The organism is Arthrobacter sp. NPDC058288, assembly GCF_042880995.1.
Lineage (GTDB): Bacteria > Actinomycetota > Actinomycetes > Actinomycetales > Micrococcaceae > Arthrobacter.
The window spans coordinates 131,885-147,160 of the sequence record NZ_JBHVYH010000006.1; the positions used below are offsets into that span (position 1 = coordinate 131,885).

14 protein-coding genes are annotated in these 15,276 nt (G+C 66.4%); 8 read left to right on the forward strand and 6 right to left on the reverse strand.

Translation table 11 applies throughout. The annotated features are described in order from the left end of the window. The first annotated feature begins 16 nt into the window (after window positions 1-16). Window positions 17-745, forward strand: coding sequence for an SDR family oxidoreductase (locus ACFVWT_RS16110; RefSeq protein WP_390249521.1), 729 nt, complete (start codon window positions 17-19; stop codon window positions 743-745). Here ACFVWT_RS16110 and ACFVWT_RS16115 read toward each other — a convergent pair. Beyond that, window positions 699-1,907, reverse strand: coding sequence for a glycosyltransferase family 9 protein (locus tag ACFVWT_RS16115; protein ID WP_390249523.1), 1,209 nt, complete (start codon window positions 1,905-1,907; stop codon window positions 699-701). The genes ACFVWT_RS16110 and ACFVWT_RS16115 overlap by 47 nt on opposite strands. Before the next feature lie 258 nt (window positions 1,908-2,165). Between ACFVWT_RS16115 and ACFVWT_RS16120 the strand changes: the two genes are divergently transcribed. From ACFVWT_RS16120 to ACFVWT_RS16130, 3 genes are read left to right on the forward strand one after another with little or no spacing between them, the layout of a single operon-like run. Then, window positions 2,166-3,581: an aldehyde dehydrogenase family protein gene (locus ACFVWT_RS16120; RefSeq protein WP_390249525.1), complete on the forward strand. Its 1,416-nt coding sequence runs from the start codon at window positions 2,166-2,168 to the stop codon at window positions 3,579-3,581. 17 nt (window positions 3,582-3,598) lie between these two features. Continuing rightward, a complete protein-coding gene (gene rfaE2 / locus ACFVWT_RS16125; protein WP_390249821.1) occupies window positions 3,599-5,149 on the forward strand; it encodes a D-glycero-beta-D-manno-heptose 1-phosphate adenylyltransferase in 1,551 nt (516 codons plus the stop codon). A gap of 33 nt (window positions 5,150-5,182) precedes the next feature. Further along, window positions 5,183-6,121 (forward strand): spermidine synthase, encoded by a 939-nt coding sequence (locus ACFVWT_RS16130; RefSeq protein WP_390249527.1) that lies wholly within the window; start codon window positions 5,183-5,185, stop codon window positions 6,119-6,121. A gap of 263 nt (window positions 6,122-6,384) precedes the next feature. On the opposite strand, the gene ACFVWT_RS16135 is transcribed toward ACFVWT_RS16130, so the two are convergent. Next, window positions 6,385-7,227, reverse strand: coding sequence for a GAF and ANTAR domain-containing protein (locus ACFVWT_RS16135; RefSeq protein ID WP_390249529.1), 843 nt, complete (start codon window positions 7,225-7,227; stop codon window positions 6,385-6,387). 69 nt (window positions 7,228-7,296) lie between these two features. Then, on the reverse strand, window positions 7,297-8,193 hold the full coding sequence (locus tag ACFVWT_RS16140; RefSeq protein ID WP_390249531.1) for a LysR family transcriptional regulator: 897 nt from the start codon (window positions 8,191-8,193) through the stop codon (window positions 7,297-7,299). 132 nt (window positions 8,194-8,325) lie between these two features. Here ACFVWT_RS16140 and ACFVWT_RS16145 point away from each other — a divergent pair, with 132 nt between their 5' ends. The 3 genes from ACFVWT_RS16145 to ACFVWT_RS16155 all read left to right on the forward strand — a co-directional run bounded on the left by ACFVWT_RS16145 (window position 8,326) and on the right by ACFVWT_RS16155 (window position 11,236). Continuing rightward, entirely contained in the window at window positions 8,326-9,705 is a 1,380-nt protein-coding gene (locus tag ACFVWT_RS16145; RefSeq protein ID WP_043477367.1) for an MFS transporter, read from the forward strand. A gap of 76 nt (window positions 9,706-9,781) precedes the next feature. Continuing rightward, window positions 9,782-10,531 (forward strand): 3-hydroxybutyrate dehydrogenase, encoded by a 750-nt coding sequence (locus ACFVWT_RS16150; RefSeq protein ID WP_390249533.1) that lies wholly within the window; start codon window positions 9,782-9,784, stop codon window positions 10,529-10,531. Window positions 10,532-10,603: 72 nt separating this feature from the next. Next, on the forward strand, window positions 10,604-11,236 hold the full coding sequence (locus ACFVWT_RS16155; RefSeq protein ID WP_390249535.1) for a flavin reductase family protein: 633 nt from the start codon (window positions 10,604-10,606) through the stop codon (window positions 11,234-11,236). Window positions 11,237-11,312: 76 nt separating this feature from the next. Here ACFVWT_RS16155 and ACFVWT_RS16160 read toward each other — a convergent pair whose 3' ends face one another. The 3 genes from ACFVWT_RS16160 to ACFVWT_RS16170 are packed head-to-tail and all read right to left on the reverse strand — an operon-like array spanning window position 11,313 to window position 14,123. Beyond that, window positions 11,313-12,398 carry an ABC transporter substrate-binding protein gene (locus ACFVWT_RS16160; RefSeq protein ID WP_390249537.1) on the reverse strand — a complete coding sequence of 362 codons (1,086 nt, stop codon included), beginning with the start codon at window positions 12,396-12,398 and terminating at the stop codon, window positions 11,313-11,315. Window positions 12,399-12,441: 43 nt separating this feature from the next. Further along, on the reverse strand, window positions 12,442-13,287 hold the full coding sequence (locus tag ACFVWT_RS16165) for an ABC transporter permease (protein WP_390249539.1): 846 nt from the start codon (window positions 13,285-13,287) through the stop codon (window positions 12,442-12,444). Further along, window positions 13,284-14,123, reverse strand: coding sequence for an ABC transporter ATP-binding protein (locus tag ACFVWT_RS16170; protein ID WP_390249541.1), 840 nt, complete (start codon window positions 14,121-14,123; stop codon window positions 13,284-13,286). The genes ACFVWT_RS16165 and ACFVWT_RS16170 overlap by 4 nt, the downstream gene beginning before the upstream one ends. A gap of 257 nt (window positions 14,124-14,380) precedes the next feature. Between ACFVWT_RS16170 and ACFVWT_RS16175 the strand changes: the two genes are divergently transcribed. Then, complete coding sequence (locus ACFVWT_RS16175; RefSeq protein ID WP_390249543.1) at window positions 14,381-15,172, forward strand: IclR family transcriptional regulator; 792 nt, start codon at window positions 14,381-14,383, stop codon at window positions 15,170-15,172. Window positions 15,173-15,276 lie beyond the last annotated feature (104 nt).

Sequence of the window (15,276 nt, forward strand, 5' to 3'; positions counted from 1 at the left end):
AATGAGAGGGAACACTATGACTGACGAGACCACCCGCGGGATTCCGCACGATTCTGTTGTCCGGCCGGGACGGGTGCTGGTGACCGGGGGAGCCTCCGGCCTCGGCGCCGCCGTCGTCGAGGCAGTACTTGCCGCAGGCGGCACCCCCGTGGTGCTGGACCGCGACATCCGGAACGTCGCGGCCGCGAAAGCCTTTGAAGTGGATGTCGCGGACCGCCGTGCAGTCAGCGCGACGGTCCAGGAGGCAGCCGAAACACTTGGAGGGCTGGACGCCGTGGTGACGGCTGCCGGCATAGACCGCTGCGGCAAGCTGGAGGATGTCCCGGCCGAGGACTGGGAGCAGGTGGTGTTCGTGAACCTGTTCGGCACTGTCTCCGTGGTCCGCGCGGCCCTGCCGTACCTCAAGGCCTCCGGCGGCAGGGTGGTCACCGTGGCGTCAACCCTGGGCAAGAGGGCGCTCCCGGAGGCATCGGCGTATTGCGCCTCAAAGTTCGGGGTGGTGGGCTTCAGCCACGCGCTGGCCGCCGAAACCGGGGGTGAGATCGGCGTGACCACGATGATCCCCGGCGGCATGAAGACCCGGTTTTTCGACGATCGGGCGGAAAAGTACAAGCCCCAGGACGACTCCCGCTTGAACGATCCCGCCAATGTGGCCCAGGCGATCCTTTTCGCGTTGTCCCAGCCGAGGGGATGCGAGGTCAGGGAGATGTTGATCTGCCACGAAGACGAGGGCTCGTGGCCCTGAGCATTCGCACGTCCGCGTAGACGTCCTCGGCCCGGACGCCGGCCACCAGTGAACTGTCATGGGCGCAGCGCGGGGCCGTCCAGCCCACCTGTGTGATGTCCGCCCCGCATTCCGGGCAGTGCGTCAGCCAGGAGAGGTGCACTCGGTGCAGTCCCCTGCCCAGGGGCCCGGCGTTGATCAGGTTCCCCGCCCAGTAGATCCCTATCGTAGGCGTTCCGAGGGCCTGCGCCAGGTGGCGGGGGCCGCTGTCATTGGCCACCATGACGTCACAGCGCGACAGCAGCGCTGCCAGGGTGCCAAGGTCCGCCTCGCCGGCAATCGACCGGACCAGGGCTGAACCGGAACGGGCCGCGATCTCGGCTGCCAGGTGCCGCTCACTGGAGTCACCCGCCACCAGCACCCGGCAGCCGTCGGCGGCGCAGGCGGCTGCCACGTCAGCGAAACGGGCGGCGGGCCAGCGCCGCCGCGGATCGGTTGCCCCGGGATGGATGACGACGACGGGCCTCGTCTTCCGCCCGGCCCGCCCGGCCCCGCCGGTTGCCACGCCGTCCGGCAGTTCACCATGCACCAGCGCACCATCCAACAGTGCAGCGGCCCGTGCGGCGAACTGCGGCCGGGGCCGGAGACTTGCCTCCAGCTCCACCGGCGGTGCGCCGGCGAGTCCCGCCACTTCCAGTGCCCGCAGCGGTTCGTGCTGGTAGTACGCGTAGGGCAGGTTGCGCTCCAGCGGAACGGCGTCGGGAGTTTGCGTGCCCACAGTGTGGCGGGCCCCCAGTCGCAGGAGGAACGGGTTGGAGTACCGGCCTCCGCCGTGCAGCTGGAGCGCCAGGTCGAACCGCTCCCGCTGCATATCCGCGAAGAAGGCGTCCAGTGCGGCCGGATCCTCTTCCCCGGGGCGGACGCCTTCCGCGAAGGGCACGATGCGGACGCCGTCCACGGGCCCGGCGGTTCCCTGCACCAGTGCGGAATGCAGCGGCGTCCCCAGGACCGTCACCCTGGAACCCGGGTAGGCAGCTTTGAGCGCGGAAACCGCGGGGAGGGCGAACAGCAGGTCCCCGAGGCCGCCGCCGCGCAGCACGGCAATACGGGTGACGTCCTGGAAAGCGCCGAGGATGGTGCCCACACCCCGTCTGGGCGCATCGTCGGCATTGGGTTCACCCATACCGTCTTCCCTCCTGCCGCTCCGGGCCGGCGTGGCCCTCCTGTGTGGGGCCACCATAGTTCGGATTGCGGCGCGTGGCTATCGCCGCAGCACGCCCCGCCGGCCGCGGCATCCGATGGCCAAATTTGCGGAGCCGGAAGGGTGTAAACGGCATTGAGCCGGGGTACGGGACCGGTGACAGGGTGCCCGTTCACCTAGCCGGGCCAGCCTCGCAGGCGCCCGGAAGAGTGCCGCGGCCGTCTCTTTGGAAGGAGCTCCATGTCCGCGATTGTCCAGCGCATCCACCACGGCGCCAAAGAACTGATAGTGATCCGGGATCCCCGCACGGGCGAGGAAGTGGGGGCAATGTCTGAAGCTGAGCCCCTGCACGTCCGGCGGGCGGTCAATGCCTCGCGCGCGGCCCTTCACGACTGGGCCCGAACACCTCCGGCCGAACGGGGTTCCTGCCTGCGGGCAGCCGCGCGTGCCCTGGCCGAGGCAGCACCGGCAGTCGCGCAGATGAACAACCGCGAGACCGGACGCCCCGTGGACGAGGCCCTGGCCGGGATTGAGGCGGGCATCGCCACCCTGGAACAGTATGCGGAACTAGGTCCCGTCCATCGCGGGCACAGCCTTAGGGGCAACCCGTTGGCGTCGGATTACACGGTGGCCGAGCCCCGCGGGGTGGCGGTGGTGCTCACCCCGTGGAATGACCCCGTTGCCGTGTCCTGTGGCCTCATCGGCGCGGCCCTGGTCACCGGAAACACCGTGGTGCACAAGCCCAGCGAGCGGTGCCCCCACCTGGGTGCCATGCTCGGGGACGTCCTGTCGGCTGCCTTCCCGCTTGACGTTCTGATTTCGCTGACCGGCGGGTCCGGTGTCGGCGCCTTACTGACCGAACAGTCCGGCGTGGACGTGGTGGCGCACGTTGGCTCAAGCGCCGCGGGCGCCCGGATCGCAAGGGCCTCCAACCTGACGGGGGCGCACGTCATCCGGGAAAACGGCGGCAACGATCCGCTTCTGGTGGATGACGACGTCGACCCTGCCTGGGCGGCGGAACAGGCGGCTATCGGCGCGTTCAGCAACAGCGGCCAGATTTGCACGGCCGTGGAGCGGATCTACGTGCACCGGGCGGTCGCCGGGCCTTTTTGCGAGGCACTGGAACAGGCAGCCCGCCGGCGCAACCGGGACGGCAGCCTGGCGCCCCTGGTTGACGTCCGCCTGCGGGACGCGGTCCACCGCCAGGTGGAGAATGCGATCCAGGCGGGCGCCCGTGCGGTGGAAGGCGGATTCGTTCTGGCGGGACCGGGAGCCTACTATCCGGCCACCGTCCTGGTGGACTGCACTGCGGACATGGACGTCATGGCGGAGGAAACGTTTGGCCCCGTGGCACCCGTGCAGGTGGTGGACAGTTTCGACGAGGGCCTCCGGCTGGCCGCCGAAGGACGCTACGGCCTCGCAGCGACAGTCCTGACCGGGAGGATCGCCCACGCGCAGGAGGCCATCGCGGCCCTGCCCGTGGGGACGGTGAAGGTCAATGCCGTGTTCGGCGGCGCACCGGGCGGGGCTGCCCAGCCGCGCGGTGACAGCGGCCAGGGGTTTGGCTACGGGCCCGAGCTTCTGGACGAGTTCACGCGGGTCAAAGTGGTGCACGTGGCGGCGCCGCCCAGCGGCGGCGAAAGCGGCCGGCCGTGAACGGGGTTTCGCCCGGCATGGCCGGTGAGCCTCCCGCAGCGGACGGCGTCCCCGCCGGCCTGGCCGGGCAACGCGCCCTGGCGGACTGGCTACCGGGTCGGCTGGCCGGTCTTGGGCCGTCCGTGACGGTGGTCGGAGACGTCATGCTGGATGGCTGGTGGAACGGGTCGATCGCACGGCTTTGCCGGGAGGCGCCGGCCCCTGTGGTGGACATCAGCCGGCGTGCCTTCGCGCCGGGCGGCGCCGCCAATACCGCCATGAACCTGGCGGCCCTTGGCGCACGCGTCCACATGGCCGGTGTGGTGGGTTGCGACGACGCCGGCCTGGAGTTGCGCCGTCGGCTCCGTGCCGCCGGCGTCAACGTCAGCCACCTCCACGAACATCCCGGGATGGTCACCACCACCAAGACACGGATCAGCAGCGCCGGCCAGGTCCTGTTGCGGTTCGACGACGCCGCGCAGCGCGTTCCGCAGGACGCGCTCGCCGCCCTGGCCCTCACGCTCCCCTCCGCCCTGCAGGGGCAGGACGCCGTGGTGGTGTGCGATTACGGACTGGGCGCCCTGACCGGTCCGGTCCGGGCAGCCCTGGTGGCTGAGCTGAAGGGCCGGCCCGGCCCCCCGCTGACGGTGGTTGATGCCCATGATCCCCGTCCGTGGGCTGTGCTGCAGCCGGATGTGGCTACGCCGAATGCGCTGGAGGCCGCCGGTATGCTGGGCGTTACGCTGCCCGCAGGGGCGGACCGTGCGGCCTTCCTGGCAGCCCGCCGCGACGAGCTGGCCGGAGCCGCCGGGGCACGGGCGGTGGTGGTCACCCTGGATCGGGACGGCACGCTGCTGCTGCCCGCCGGCGGCGATGTCCACCGCACCTGGGCCAGGCCGGCCAAGGAGAAGCAGGCCTCCGGCGCGGGGGACACCTTCGTTGCCGCCCTGACGCTTGCCCGGGCGTCCGGCCTGCCCCTGACCACCAGCGTGGACTATGCCCAGGCCGCCGCGGACGTTGTGGTCCACCACCCGGGGACGTCCGTCTGCAGCTCGGAGGACCTCACCCGTTACCTGGCAAGTTTCGCCGACACTGCACTCAGCGCCGACGAACTGGCCCGGCACATCGAGGGCGACCGGGCCGAAGGGCGCCGGATCGTGCTCACCAACGGCTGCTTCGACGTGCTGCACCGCGGCCACACCCGCTACCTCAACCAGGCCAAGCAGCTCGGCGACATCCTGGTGGTCGCACTGAACACCGACGAATCAGTGCGCCAGCTGAAAGGGCCGGACCGGCCCATCAACTCCGTGGCCGATCGCGCAGCAGTGATCGCGGCACTCAGCTGCGTGGATTACGTAACCGTCTTCGACACACCCACTCCCATCCCGCTGATCGAGAAGATCCGGCCGGAAATCTACGCCAAGGGCGGGGATTACACACCGGAGATGCTGGCGGAAACCGAAACGGTGGAACGATTTGGCGGTGAGGTGACCATCCTGGACTACGTCCCGGACCAGTCGACTACCGGCGTCGTGCAGCGGATCCGCAGCGGCGAGGGTGCCGCCGTGGGCGAGGCGCCGGTCAACTAGGGTTGAGGGATGAGCAACACGGTGGCCGGCTAGATGGCACGTAAGGGCCGGTCTGCCGGCAGGAACGCTGAACGTTCGACGCCGGGAGTGGTGGAAGTGCCCAAGGGAACCCGCCCGGACGGTCCGGTTGAGGGCGTGTACTACATCGACACCGGGGACTGCGAGCTGATCGCGGACCAGGACAATTCGAACGGCTGGCTTCTGCGCATCAACGGCGTCATGAGCTCGCACATCGACCTGGCGGACCCGCTCTTTCTGGACTTTGAATACATGCGCTGGATGTCTGCGCTGGTGGAATCCCGGTGGCCCCGGGAGGGCAGGCCCAAGCTGCGGGCCCTTCACCTGGGCGGAGGTGCGTGCTCGCTGGCGCGTTACTTCCACGCCGCGTACCCCGAAGCCCGCCAGGTGGTAGTGGAGCTGGACGGCAAGCTGGCGGAGTACGTCCGCGGCTGGTTCGACCTGCCTAAGGCCCCGCTGCTGCGGCTGCGTGTGGGCGAAGCGCGTGAGGTCACCGAGTCGCTCACGCCCCAGACCCGGGACGTGATCATCCGCGATGTATTTGCCGGTGCGCTCACTCCGCGGCCGCTGACCACAGCCGAGTTCAACGAGCATGCCAGGCGCGTGCTGGCCCCGGGCGGGATCTACGTGGTGAATTCCGGGGACGCTCCGGACCTGAAGAACGCCCGCGAGGACGCCGCCAGCATCGCAGCCGTCTTCGAGCACACCCTGATCATCGCCGACCCCGCCATGCTCAAGGGCCGCCGGTACGGCAACATGGTGATGGCCGGAAGCGACCAGCCGTTCGACGACGACCCCCGGCTGGCCCGCAGGCTCCTGGGCGGCGGCGTCCCGGCCCACATCTGGGACGACGCCAAGGTTCGTGCTTTTGCCGCGGGCGCAGCCGTCCGCCACGATCCGGCGCCGGCGCCGGCACGGGCTCCGGCACCGCCGGTGCCCGCGGCGCCGGACTAGAAGCCGGATCCGCGCATTAGGACATCCGGCACCTTCTCCGCAACAAAGGCGCAAGCCCGGTGCAACAAAACTCGCGGCAAGCGCAAAGTTGCCTCAAGAATCGGCTTTAGCGGCCATTTTTGGCTTTTGGGCCCTGCCGGCGTTGTAAGTTTGTGGAAGCTCTCCGCTTTCCCCCAAGACCGGAGGGCAGGAAGCCTCCGCGCTTGAGTCCCCTGACTCGCGCGGGGGCTTCCTTCATTCCTCCGGCATGATCCCGGCCGGCGTCAGCCCCCATCGGGAGTTGTGCCCCCGCCGGGAAGTTCCGTGCCGGAGAGGATGTCCGCGGCGATGGTGTGAAGTTTGCTGTCGCTGGCCTGCGCCGCCAGGTGCAGGAGTTCCATCGCCTGGTCCCTGCTGCTGCGGTTCTGGAGCATGACCAGCGAAACGGCCGCGTCGATGACAGCCCGCGATTTGAGCGCTGACCGGATGTGTTCGGGATAGATCTCCGGCTGATGGACACGGAGTGCCAGGCGCAGGATCCGGGAAATGGAGTCCGTGTGCTCCTCGACGGCGGCGATGGTGGCAGCATCGAAGGCGTCGGTGTTCCGGGCATAGCAGTTTAGGGCAGCAGCGGCGCCGGGGTCGGTGCGAATGGGGACCGCCAGGACGGAACGGATGCCCTCTCCCGAAACGGCACCGGCATAGTGCTCCCAGCGGCTGTCCTTCCCGAGGTCCGGGACGAGCACCGTGTGCTGTTGCCGGAGGGCTGTCAGGCACGGGCCGTCGTCGAAAGCGTACTGTTTTTCGTCCATCCGCAGCGCCTCGTTGTCGCTGCTGGCCACCGTTGCCGGGCTGCCGTCGCGCTCAACCGTGATGGCGCACAGCATCGGGTGGCGCCCGCCCAGGCGGGAGGCGGAAATAGTGGTCAGGCCCAGGAGGAACTCCGTGAATCCCGGGCTTTCCAACAGCAGGTCCTGGAGTTGCTCAGGACTGGGATAGTTACCTATGCCGGGAGCCATGACGGCCTCGATCCCTGAAAAGCCGGGCCCTCGGGTCCGGGCGAGAGCGGCGGACTCTTGAGCGCCCGCAGCCACGGTGGTGAACATCCACAGATTCGACGCACTCACACCAGCGAAGGTGCTCCGACATCCCCTACTTCTGACACTACGCTGTGCCGGGGGTCCTGAACATAGCCCTCAACTGCTGCCCAGCAGGTGCTCCCGGTGCTCCACTGTCTGGTCCCGCAGCGCCTGCACCAGTGCGGCCACAGCCGGCCGCCGCATGGAGTCGGGCCGCAGCACCATCCAATAGGGGAGCCGTTCGGAGAACGCGTCCGGAAGCAGCCGGACCAGGTCCTGGTGCAGGTCGCCCATGAAGCAGGGCAGGAAGCCGATTCCGGCACCGGCGCGGGTCGCTTCCACATGGACAAACACGTTGGTGGAGCTCAGTCCGTCCTTCATGGCAGGGACGAGCCTGCGCGGGGCGTCGAGGTCGTCCACCTGAAGCATGGAGTCCACGAAATACACCAGCGGATGTTCCGTCAGTTCCTCCACCGTTGCGGGTGTCCCGTTTTCGGAAAGGTAGGCCCGCGAGGCGTACATGCCCAGCACGTATTCACCCAGTTTGAAGGCCTCGGCGCGGTGCACTTGGGGCTCTCCCACCACCACCTCGATGTCCAGCCCGGAGCGCTGCTGCAGGGCCCGGCGTGTGACGGTCACGATCTCCACACTGAGTCCCGGATGCTTGCGCCGCAGCTTCGCCACCGCCGGCGCGGCGATGTAGGCGCTGAAGCCGTCCGTTGCCGTCATGCGGACAACTCCCGTGATGGGGTCCGGTGCCTGGCCGGGCTTCCCCAGGCTGCGCACGGCTTTTTCCACCTGCTCGGCCACCAGCACGGCCTCGGCGCCGAGTTCCGTGAGTTCCCAGGCGCCGGCGGCGCGGGAGAGGACGCGGCCGCCCAGCGTTTTCTCCAGTGCCGCTATCCGGCGTGACACGGTGGTGTGGTTCAGGCCCAGGGCCTGCGCCGCCGTCGTGAATTTGGCTGACCGCGAGACGGCCAACAGGACGAGGAGATCGTCGGGATTAGCTTCCATATCTGCAATTCTGCACACAAGGAGTGCTGGTTTGGCCATTGAACCGCGAAGTTTCTGCGGCAATACTCATCTGAGCCCATTCAGTGCTGTGGATCACAGCGCGTGTCATCGTGGACACTAAGGAGAACCAAGATGAGCGTAGAACAACGCTCTGCAACACCGGCCGCTTCTGCCCCAAAGGGCGCCGGCCTCAAAAAAATCGTCGCAGCCTCCATGGTTGGCACCGTAGTGGAATGGTACGAATTCTTCCTCTACGCCACCGCAGCAACCCTGGTGTTCGGCAAGTACTTCTTCCCCGCCACCGGCAATGAGCTGGACGGCATCATCCAGGCTTTCATCACCTACGCGGTCGGCTTCGTGGCCCGCCCGCTCGGCGGCATCGTCTTCGGCCAGATCGGCGACAAGCTGGGCCGCAAGCCCACCCTTCAGCTCACCATCGTGATCATCGGTGTGTCCACCTTCCTGATGGGCTGCCTCCCCGGCTTCGCCGAGATCGGCTACCTCGCACCGGCACTCCTGGTATTCCTGCGCTTCATCCAGGGCTTCGCGCTGGGCGGCGAATGGGGTGGCGCCGTGCTGCTCGTGGCCGAGCATAGCCCTAACAAGTCCCGCGGTTTCTGGTCCAGCTGGCCCCAGTCCGCCGTTCCGGTAGGCAACCTGCTTGCCACCCTGGTCCTGTTCATCATGTCCAACGTGCTGAGCAGCGCGGACTTCCTTGGCTGGGGCTGGCGCGTGGCGTTCTGGCTCTCCGCCGTGATCGTATTCGTGGGCTACTACATCCGCACGAACGTCTCCGAGTCGCCGATCTTCCTGGAAGCGAAAGCCCAACTGGAGCAGGAGCAGGCCGTCAGCTACGGCGTCGGCGAGGTCATCCGCAAGTACCCCAAGGGCATCCTGCAGGCAATGGGCCTGCGGTTCGCGGAAAACATCATGTACTACCTCGTGGTCAGCTTCGCGATTGTGTACCTCAAGAGCGTCCACAAGTACGACACGTCCTCGCTCCTGCTGGCGCTGCTGATCGCCCACCTCATCCACTTCCTGGTCATCCCGCAGGTGGGACGGCTTGTGGATAGCTGGGGCCGGAAGCCCGTGTACCTGGTGGGTGCCATCACCGGCGCCACCTGGCCGTTCTTCGCCTTCCCCATGTTCGACACCAAGAACGCCGTGGTCATCGTCCTGGCAGTGACGATCGGCCTGTGCCTGCACGCGTTCATGTACGCGGGCCAGCCCGCCCTCATGGCGGAGCTCTTCCCCACCAGGATGCGTTACGCCGGTGTGTCGCTGGGCTCGCAGGTCACCTCGATCTTCGCCGGTTCGCTGGCGCCGCTCCTGGCCACGCAGTGGCTCAAGGACACCGGATCGTGGGTCCCCACGGCCATCTACCTGGTGGTGGCGTGTGCCGTCACCACGGTGGCAGTGTTGAGCCTCAAGGAAACCAAGGGCATTGCCCTCGAGGACGTGGACAGGGCCGACGCCGAGCGCGAAGGCCTGGCGGTAGCAGCCACGCGCTGAGCTGCTGGATTGTGGCCGGCTCCAGCCTTGCTGGAGCCGGCCGGCTCGTTGAAACATTTGAACAGGAAGGCTGGTTATGGAAAACACGCTGAACGGCCGCAAGGCACTGGTCACCGGAGGAGCCGGCGGCATCGGCGCAGCCAGTGTGCGGGCCCTCGCCGCACGCGGCGCCAAAGTGGTGATCGCCGACGTCGACGAGGCCGCCGCGGCAGCGCTCGCAGACGAAGTGGGCGGTACTGTCTGGGCGGTGGACCTGCTGGACGTGGATGCCCTGGCAACGGCCAGCCTGGACTGCGACATCCTGGTCAACAACGCCGGAATCCAGCGCATCAGCCCTATCGAGGACTTCGACCCGGCCGATTTCCGCCGGCTCATCACCCTCATGCTGGAGGCGCCGTTCCTGCTGATCCGGGCGGCGTTGCCACACATGTATGCGAATAACTTCGGCCGGATCATCAACCTTTCGTCGGTGCACGGGATCCGGGCCTCCCCGTTCAAGAGCGCCTACGTTTCCGCCAAGCATGGCCTGGAAGGGCTCAGCAAGGTGACGGCGCTTGAGGGCGGGGCTCACGGGGTCACGTCCAACTGCATCAACCCCGGGTACGTGCGCACGCCGCTGGTGGAGTCGCAGATCGCCGACCAGGCCAAGGTCCACGGCATCCCCGAATCCGAAGTCCTGGCCAAGATCATGCTCACGGAGTCCGCCATCAAACGCCTGGTGGAGCCGGAGGAAGTCGCCTCGCTGGTCGCCTGGCTCGCCTCCAACGACGCCGGCATGGTCACCGGCGCCAGCTACACCATGGACGGCGGATGGTCGGCGCGGTAAGGGGTGGTCACGCGTCCGGTTGCGGGCAGTCCGCGAAACGAGTGCGTGAAGGGGCCCGGTTAGGCTGGAACAATGCGCAAGGATTTTAATCCCGGGGAGATGCCGGCCGGTGACTTCTACCGGCTGCTGACGGCCGTGGTTGTTCCCCGCCCCATCGCCTGGGTGTCCAGCACGTCCGCCGCTGGTGTGGACAACCTCGCCCCCCACTCCTTCTTCACTGTGGCTTCCGTGAGCCCGCCGATCATCCAGTTCACGTCGGTGGGGAGGAAGGACTCGTTGCGGAACATCATTGACCGCCGGGAGTTCGTGGTGAACCTTGCACCCGCCGACCTCATGGCCGAGGTCAATGCAACGGGCACCAGCTTCCCGCCGGATGTCAGCGAGTTCGACGCTGCTGGCCTGACTCGCGAGCCGGGCCTGACCGTGACGGTTCCCCGGGTAGCGGAGTCCCCCGTGGCACTGGAGTGCCGGCTGCATTCAACTCTGGAAATGGGGGATTGCGTCCTGGTGTTCGGGGTGGTCACCCATGCCGCCATTTCCGCGGACGTTCTTGACGGCAGCCACCCCCGGATCGACCTTCTCGAACCGCTGGCGCGGCTCGGGCGGGATGAATGGGGGCACCTCGGTCCGGTTGAGGAACTCGGCCGAATCCGCAGGTCCGAGTGGCCGGGCCATTTTCGACGGCGGGACGAACCGGACGCTTGACGTCTTCCAGCCTGGCGCTCAGGAGCAAACAGGGACCGGTCATCCGTTACGGATGGCCGGTCCCTGTTTTTCGGTCCTACTTCACAAACTCGTTCGTGTAGGTGTCTGCGAGCTGAATGTCCTTGTCCCCAACCTCAGGGTTGGCCACGCGCTGGGTCTTCAGCACCGCCTGCACGCCGTCCTCGGTGAACGCGCCGTCCTTGCTGAGAGTCTTCTTGAGCTCCTCGATCACCTTCGCGTACAAGGCCTTGTCACCGCCCGCGAATTTTTCCGGCATTTTCGCAGCGATCTCTTCGCCCGAATGTTCGTCGATGAACTCGAGAGTGCGCTTAATTGCCTTGGCGAGTTTGCCGGCCGTCTCCTTGTTCTGGTCCAGCCAGTCAGCCTTGGCGTAGAGGCTCGCTGACGGCCAGGCGTCGGCGTCGAACACTTCCTTGAGCCCCTCGGTGGTCCGGACGTCTTCCAGCAACACGGGATCATGTCCGATCCGCTTGGTGAGCACGGAGACGTCGGGTTCGAGCATCACCGCCGCATCCACCTGGCCCTGTTCCATCGCCGCAACGGCCGAGGATCCGGCGCCGATTGCGGAGACGGAGGCGTCCGTCTGCTGCATGCCGTTCTTGGCGAGCAGGAACTTGATGAACATGTCCGTGGAGGACCCGGGCGACGTGACGCCCACATTCTTGCCCTTGAGGTCGGCGATGGTCTTGATCTTGCCTTCGTTCTTCGGTGCAACCAGCAACGCCAGCCCGGAGGACCGGCCCATGTCCACGAAGGCCTTGACCTTCTGGTTTTTCGCCTGCATCTGGATGGTGTGCTCGTAGTACCCGCTGGTCACCTGCGTGCTGCCGCCGATCATGGCAGTCAATGCCTTCGATCCGCCCTGCAAGTCCTGGAGTTCGACGTTCACGCCTTCCTCCTGGTAATAGCCCAGCTCCTGCGCGAGGGTCGTCGGAAGGTACGTCAGGAGCGTCTGGCCTCCGACGCCGACAATCACCTTCGTGCCTCCGGCCGCGCCGTTGGCTGCGCCTCCCGTTCCGGTCTGTCCGGGAGGCGCAGCGGACGGCGTGCCGCAGGCTGAGAGGGCCAGGACTGCGGCTGCAGCGATGGCCAGTGGCCGGATGATGCTCCGGCGCCTTTGCCGGTTTTCATTTCGAATCATCGAGTGTCCCTTCGTGACAGTGATAGTGGTGTGTTTTGAGCGCCTAGGACGACTGAACAGGGCGCCACCGGAGCAGGTGCCGTTCCAAGCGGTTGACGAGCAGGTCGATAATGAGGACCACGATCATCAGGATGAACATTCCGGCGAAGACGCCCTTGGTATCGAAGACGCCCTGCGCTTGGGCGATCGCGTAGCCGACCCCGGCGGAAGCGCCGAGGTATTCGCCCACCACGGCGCCCGTGATGGCGAAGCCCACGCTGATGTGGAGGCTGGAGAAAATCCAGGTGAGGGCGCTTGGAATGAACACGTGGCGCAGGAGCTGCTTTTCGGAAGCGCCAAGCATCCGGGCGTTATCAACGAGGACGCGGTCAACGCTCTTCACGCCCTCAAGGGTGTTGAAGAAGACAATAAAGAAAACCAGGGTGAAACCGAACGCCACCTTGGACCAGATGCCCAGGCCGAACCAGAGCAGGAAGATCGGGGCCAGGACAACGCGGGGAAGGGCGTTGAACATTTGCAGGAACGGGTCCAGCAGGCGCTCGAGGAAACGGACGCGGGCCAGGACGAAGCCGAGGAGAAGCCCGGCGGCGGCGCCCACGATGAAGGCGAGTATGGCCTCCTGCATGGTGATCCACAGGTGGGGGAAGACGAATCCGGACGACACCCAGATCCAGACGGTCTGGAAGATATCCGAGGGGAGCGGAAAGAAAAACTCGTCTACGATTCCGGTTCGCACGGAAAGCTCCCATGCGCCGAGAACCGCGATCGTGAGGAGGAGCTGGGTGCTTCGCATCGCCAGCGGGGGCATCTCAGTCCGGCCCGCCCGGCGGCGCGTGCCGGGTTCCAGTGCCGCGGAGAGTCCGTTCTTCTTTGATCCAACGATAGTCATGCGACTTCGCCTTCTTCCGCCATTGCCGTCTCGTAGGTCTTCGAAACTTCGATCTTCAACCTGCCCCAGATCTCACGGTGCAGCGCTACGAACTGGGGGTCGTCGCGAATATCGAGCAGGTCGCGCGGACGCGGAATGTCGATTTCGTAGCTTCCCACGACCGTGCTCCCGGGGCCGGCGCCCAGGATCACGACCTCATCGGAGAGCGCGATGGCTTCGTCCAGGTCATGGGTGATGAAGACAACCGCCTTGCCCGATTCCTGCCACAGCTGAAGCAGTTCGTTCTCCATGATTTGCCGGGTCTGCACATCGAGTGCGGAAAACGGTTCGTCCATCAGCAGGACGTCCGGGTTGACGATCCAGGCCTGGGCGATGGCAGTGCGTTTGCGCATGCCGCCGCTGAGCTGGTGCGGGTAACGGTCAGCGAAGTTCTTGAGTCCAACCTTCTCCAGCCAGCGCCGTGCCTCCGCATGGGCTTCCGACTTCGATACCCCGGCCATTGTCAGGCCGAGGCTCACGTTGTCGATCACCGTCTTCCACGGCAGGAGCGGGTCCTGCTGGAACATGTAGGAAGCACGTCGGTTGACGCCGTTTACGGGTTCGCCAAAGCTCCTCACTTCGCCAGCGCTTGGGTTCAAGAGTCCCGCCGCCATGTTGAGGATGGTGGACTTGCCGGAACCGGTTGGACCCACGATCGAGACAAACCTGCCGGGCTCCACTTGGAGGTTGATATCCCGGACGGCAAAGTAGGTTTCGCCCCCGGGCGTGGGGAATTGTCTGGTGCACCCGGCGAGCTCCACCGCGTACCTGGATCTGTCTGCCTGTGCAGCTGGCATCATTGCACTCTTCCCGGCCCGCGCTGGCCGATTGTTGTAGCTGCTGATTCTGGGTAGGACGAACGGTGTGCGTCGCCCGCGTGCCCGCTTCGTCGGCTGTGACGAATTGGACGCCGTTTTCCACATCGTGGGTTCACCATCAGGATGTGGACCCGATGCTAGCAGTAACCTGCATCACACTCAACGACCCGGGCGAAACTTTGGCGGCCGCTGCCGGCAACGCCTGCGCCCATGGACGGGGCTCATACACTTTGTCCATGAGCCCCAACGAATCATCGGTCACGCCTTTGCTGGTTCTCCGAAAGATCACCGCCATCCTTGATGCTTTTTCCCTCGCCCAGCCGGAGCTTTCCCTGGCCGGAATCCGGGCGGCCACGGGAATGCCCCACTCCACGGTCCAGCGCCTCGTCGCGAACATGGTCCAGGAGGGAATCCTGGACCGGAGCGGAGACCGGTTCCGCGTCGGGGTTCGGATGGCCCACTGGGCTGCGCCGGCCACCCAGGGCCTGGACTTCCTGGAGTTGCTCACTCCCGTGCTGCGAAGGCTGCGGGATGAACTCGGTGAAACGGCCTGCATCTTCCGGGAATCCCAAGGGAAGCGGGTTTGCATCGCGCTCGCCGAAACCAGGCGGATGCTCAGGAGGGTGGTGCAGGTGGGCGAGATCATGCCACTCCACGTAGGTGCCGCCGGCCGCGTGCTTCTGGCCTGGAATCCGGATGTGGCCGAACAGGTTTATCGATCCGGGCTGCATTCGCTGACGGACCAGACCATCACGGATGCCACGAGCCTGGAGGCCGCGGTGGCGAAAACCCGGGCGGACGGATTCGCCATCACAACGGGTGAGCGGGTCTCGGGTGCGAGCGGAATCTCGGCTCCGATCTTCGGGCCGCAAGCGGAGCTGTACGGCGCCCTGACCGTGATGGGTCCGGCCATGAGGATGCCGTTCGACGTGTGCGCTTCGTGGCTCGAGCCCGTCCTCGCGGCGGCGGAAGAGGCAACAAGGGTCATCGGGGGAACGATTCCGCCAGAGGGTCTACCCACATCGTGAATTTAGGTCCACAATATGAAATAGTCTGGCGCCCGGGAAAAGTGCCTCATTAGGCTTCCCGCTAACCGAATCCGTGACGGTTGCCGTGGATTTTCCGGCGCCCG

Bases quoted from the DNA above. Each gene is read 5' to 3' on its own strand.
- ACFVWT_RS16110 (WP_390249521.1), top strand. From the start codon at position 17: ATGACTGACGAGACCACCCGCGGGATTCCGCACGATTCTGTTGTCCGG.
- ACFVWT_RS16115 (WP_390249523.1), bottom strand. From the start codon at position 1,907: ATGGGTGAACCCAATGCCGACGATGCGCCCAGACGGGGTGTGGGCACC.
- ACFVWT_RS16120 (WP_390249525.1), top strand. From the start codon at position 2,166: ATGTCCGCGATTGTCCAGCGCATCCACCACGGCGCCAAAGAACTGATA.
- rfaE2 (WP_390249821.1), top strand. From the start codon at position 3,599: ATGGCCGGTGAGCCTCCCGCAGCGGACGGCGTCCCCGCCGGCCTGGCC.
- ACFVWT_RS16130 (WP_390249527.1), top strand. From the start codon at position 5,183: ATGGCACGTAAGGGCCGGTCTGCCGGCAGGAACGCTGAACGTTCGACG.
- ACFVWT_RS16140 (WP_390249531.1), bottom strand. From the start codon at position 8,193: ATGGAAGCTAATCCCGACGATCTCCTCGTCCTGTTGGCCGTCTCGCGG.
- ACFVWT_RS16145 (WP_043477367.1), top strand. From the start codon at position 8,326: ATGAGCGTAGAACAACGCTCTGCAACACCGGCCGCTTCTGCCCCAAAG.
- ACFVWT_RS16150 (WP_390249533.1), top strand. From the start codon at position 9,782: ATGGAAAACACGCTGAACGGCCGCAAGGCACTGGTCACCGGAGGAGCC.
- ACFVWT_RS16155 (WP_390249535.1), top strand. From the start codon at position 10,604: ATGCGCAAGGATTTTAATCCCGGGGAGATGCCGGCCGGTGACTTCTAC.
- ACFVWT_RS16160 (WP_390249537.1), bottom strand. From the start codon at position 12,398: ATGATTCGAAATGAAAACCGGCAAAGGCGCCGGAGCATCATCCGGCCA.
- ACFVWT_RS16165 (WP_390249539.1), bottom strand. From the start codon at position 13,287: ATGACTATCGTTGGATCAAAGAAGAACGGACTCTCCGCGGCACTGGAA.
- ACFVWT_RS16170 (WP_390249541.1), bottom strand. From the start codon at position 14,123: ATGCCAGCTGCACAGGCAGACAGATCCAGGTACGCGGTGGAGCTCGCC.
- ACFVWT_RS16175 (WP_390249543.1), top strand. From the start codon at position 14,381: ATGAGCCCCAACGAATCATCGGTCACGCCTTTGCTGGTTCTCCGAAAG.